This is a genomic window from Mesorhizobium sp. M4A.F.Ca.ET.020.02.1.1 (assembly GCF_004022645.1).
Taxonomy (GTDB): domain Bacteria; phylum Pseudomonadota; class Alphaproteobacteria; order Rhizobiales; family Rhizobiaceae; genus Mesorhizobium.
Map to the genome: position 1 here is coordinate 1 of NZ_RZOI01000664.1, position 3,335 is coordinate 3,335.

Genomic DNA, 3,335 nt, shown 5'->3' on the forward strand with positions numbered 1-3,335 from the left:
GGGAGCATTTCCACCCCATCATCCGCCAGGCCCTGCACGCCGAGGACGAGCAGATTCATGTTGCCCTTTGGCCGGACATGCCGTCGGCGCACCAGCTTGCTTCCCGGCACTACGCTTTCGAGGGGCGCTGCTTCGTCGCAAGCGCCGCGACGTATCTTCCTGTGGAGGCCGTGCCGCCGGACCTGCGGGCGGCCTATGAAAAGGGGACGGGGGGAGACGCTTCGTTTCCCGGAGGATCGGGGGTCATCGGGCCCGATGGCGAATACCTGGTCGGTCCGGTCTTCGGTGACGCGCCCGTCATCTGTGACCTTGACCTTGCGCAGACCATAGCGTTCAAACACGATCTCGACGTAACGGGTCACTACAGCCGATCCGATATCCTGCATTGGGGCGTCGATCGGCCGGGAACGAGGTATGGCGAGCAAGGCAGATCAGACTATCGGAGCAAGTGATCAAAACTGGGATGAGTTCGCGCCAAACGACACCCGGCGACGAATCCTCATGGAAGCCAGCGCGCTCTTCCGCCGCCACGGATATCGGGCCACCTCGACACGACAGATCGCGGCTGCGGTAGGCATCAGGCAGCCATCGCTGTTTCACCATTTCGCAAACAAGCAGGCGATACTCGAGGCGCTGTTTTCTCTCAGCCTCGACAATGCGGTGGTCGTCGCGGAAAGGACAGCGAACGCATCTGGATCGGCGGCAGCGAGACTTCATGACTATCTGGTCTGGGATCTCGAGACGCTACTGAGCCTGCCGCTCTCGCTATCCGAACTCTACAGCAGCGATATATTGCGTGCGCCGGAATTGGCGCACTGGGCCGCCAAGCTCGAATCCCTCTACCTCGCGTTGGAGAAACTTGTCCGCCAGGGCATAGAGGCGGGCGAGTTCGTTGCCACGGATCCGGTGCTCATACGCATCCTGATCGCAAACGTGACGATCGCACACATCCAGTACGCGGACGAACGGCCTGATCGAGATCCCAAGAAGCTGGCGCGCGACGGTGCGCGGTTCGTACTCGCCGGGCTGAGCAACATGCAATCCGCTCATCTTGACGAGTTGATCTCTGGCACACGAAGCCGGACCGTCAGCGGGCAGACGTAGATGTTTCTGCTGGAGCGCTTCGCTGGCGAACGCTCTCCGCCACGCATCGGCTACTCGTCGGCGGCAATCGCCAGTTTATGGCTTGGCACTGTCGTCGGTCCCGCAGCGGTAACGGATTTAGAAAATCGTAAGGAATTTCAAAAGCCTGCATAAACCCTGCTTTAACGCGCCCTTAAATCGCCGCATCTAGTCTGCACCCGAGCGCCATTAGCACCGGGACATTAAGCGCAGCGCATGGCGAACCGCAGAGACAGTCGCATCGAACCGAGCTTCGACGGGCCGCCCCAGGCGAAATCCCCGGCCGGGTTCTCGGTGAGCGAGGAGGATCGCGTCGTGCCGGGCAGTCGCAAATCCGCCGCCAGACGCAAACCGGCCAGGAAGTCGTCGCGGCGCGGGCGCGACCGCAGCCGGCGCGGCCTGTTCGGCATTCTCGCCCGACTGGCCTACTGGTGCTTCGTGCTGGCCATCTGGGGCGGCATCGCGGTGGCCGGCATCGTCGTCTATTACGGCGCCAAGATGCCGGCAGCGACCACCTGGTCGATCCCCGACCGCGCCCCCAACATCAAGATCGTTTCGGTCGACGGACAGCTGATCGCCAATCGCGGCATGAGCGGCGGCGAGGCCGTCGGCCTGCACGAGATGTCGCCCTACATCCCCGAGGCCGTCGTCGCCATCGAGGATCGCCGCTTCTATTCGCATTTCGGCATCGATCCGATCGGGCTGACGCGCGCCATGGTCACCAATGTGCTTGGCGGGCATTTCTCGCAGGGCGGCTCGACGCTGACGCAGCAGCTGGCCAAGAACCTGTTCCTGACGCCCGACCGCACGCTGGAGCGCAAGGTGCAGGAAGTGCTTTTGGCGCTGTGGCTGGAGCACAAGCACACCAAGGACCAGATTCTCGAAATGTACCTCAACCGGGTCTATTTCGGCTCGGGCGCCTATGGCGTCGAAGCGGCCTCGCGGCGCTATTTCGGCAAGAGCGCGCGTGACGTGACGCTCTCCGAGGCGGCGCTTCTGGCGGGCCTGCTCAAGGCGCCGTCGCGGCTGTCGCCGGCGCGCGACCCGAAGGCGGCCGAGGAGCGTGCGCAGCTGGTGCTCGCCGCCATGCGCGACGAGGGCAAGATTGGCGCCAAGGAACTGACGAGCGCGATGAGCGCGCCGGCGACGCGCGCGCCGTCCTACTGGACCGGATCGGAAAACTACGTCGCCGACACTATCATGGGCGAACTGCCCGACCTGATCGGCGACGTGCGCGGCGATATCGTCGTCGACACGACGGTCGATCTCACCTTGCAGAAGCTTGCCGAACAGTCGATCCGGCGGCTGATCGACGAGAGCGGCAAGAAGCTCAACGTCACGCAGGGCGCGCTGGTATCGATCGACGATTCCGGCGCGGTGCGCGCCATGGTCGGCGGCTATGACTATTCGACCAGCCAGTTCGACCGCGCCTCGGAAGCGCGCCGCCAGCCGGGCTCGGCCTTCAAGCCCTTCGTCTACATGGCAGCGCTCGAGGCCGGCCGCACGCCGGACAGCGTGCGCAACGACGCACCGATCAAGATCGGCAAGTGGACGCCGGACAATTACGGCGGCAAATACTTCGGCAAGGTGACGCTGGCGACGGCGCTGGCGAAATCGCTGAACTCGGTCGCCGCCCAGCTCACCATGGAGGTCGGGCCCGACGCGGTGGTCGAGGCCGCTCACCGCATGGGCATCCAGTCCGATCTGCAGTCGAACACCTCGATCGCGCTCGGCACTTCGGAAGTGACGCCGCTGGAGCTGACCTCGGCCTATGTGCCGTTCGCCAATGGCGGCTACAAGCCGGACATCCATTTCATCCGCCGCGTCACCACGGCTGGCGGCAAGGTGCTCTACGACAACAATGGCGGCAACGCGCCACGCGTCGTCAAGCAAGAGATCGTCGGCATGATGAACTCGATGATGACCGGCACGGTCGAAATCGGCACCGCAAAGAAGGCGGCTTTCGCCTGGCCCTCGGCCGGCAAGACCGGCACCAGCCAGAATTCGCGCGACGCCTGGTTCGTCGGCTACACCGCCAACCTGACCACCGGCGTCTGGTTCGGCAATGACGACGGCAGCGGGATGAAGAAGGTCACCGGCGGCGCGCTGCCGGCGCAGGCCTGGCATGAATTCATGGTCGCCGCGCACGAAGGCGTGCCGGTCCGGCCGCTGCCCGGAACCTGGAAGTCTACCCCTTCGGATACGATCGTGCC

4 protein-coding genes are annotated in these 3,335 nt (G+C 64.3%); all 4 read left to right on the forward strand.

Annotated features, from left to right (window positions below):
- Positions 1 to 452, forward strand: a 452-nt coding sequence (locus tag EN742_RS28855) for a nitrilase-related carbon-nitrogen hydrolase (RefSeq protein WP_281035013.1), incomplete at its 5' end; no start/stop codon positions are given.
- Positions 415 to 1,104, forward strand: coding sequence for a TetR/AcrR family transcriptional regulator (locus EN742_RS28860; RefSeq protein ID WP_127406853.1), 690 nt, complete (start codon positions 415 to 417; stop codon positions 1,102 to 1,104). The genes EN742_RS28855 and EN742_RS28860, both read left to right, overlap by 38 nt.
- Positions 1,105 to 1,257, forward strand: coding sequence for a hypothetical protein (locus tag EN742_RS38310; protein ID WP_189375656.1), 153 nt, complete (start codon positions 1,105 to 1,107; stop codon positions 1,255 to 1,257).
- 81 nt (positions 1,258 to 1,338) lie between these two features.
- Positions 1,339 to 3,335 (forward strand): transglycosylase domain-containing protein (locus EN742_RS28865; RefSeq protein WP_148670329.1); only part of this gene is annotated, 1,997 nt, incomplete at its 3' end.

Bases quoted from the DNA above. Each gene is read 5' to 3' on its own strand.
- EN742_RS28860 (WP_127406853.1), top strand. From the start codon at position 415: ATGGCGAGCAAGGCAGATCAGACTATCGGAGCAAGTGATCAAAACTGG.
- EN742_RS38310 (WP_189375656.1), top strand. From the start codon at position 1,105: ATGTTTCTGCTGGAGCGCTTCGCTGGCGAACGCTCTCCGCCACGCATC.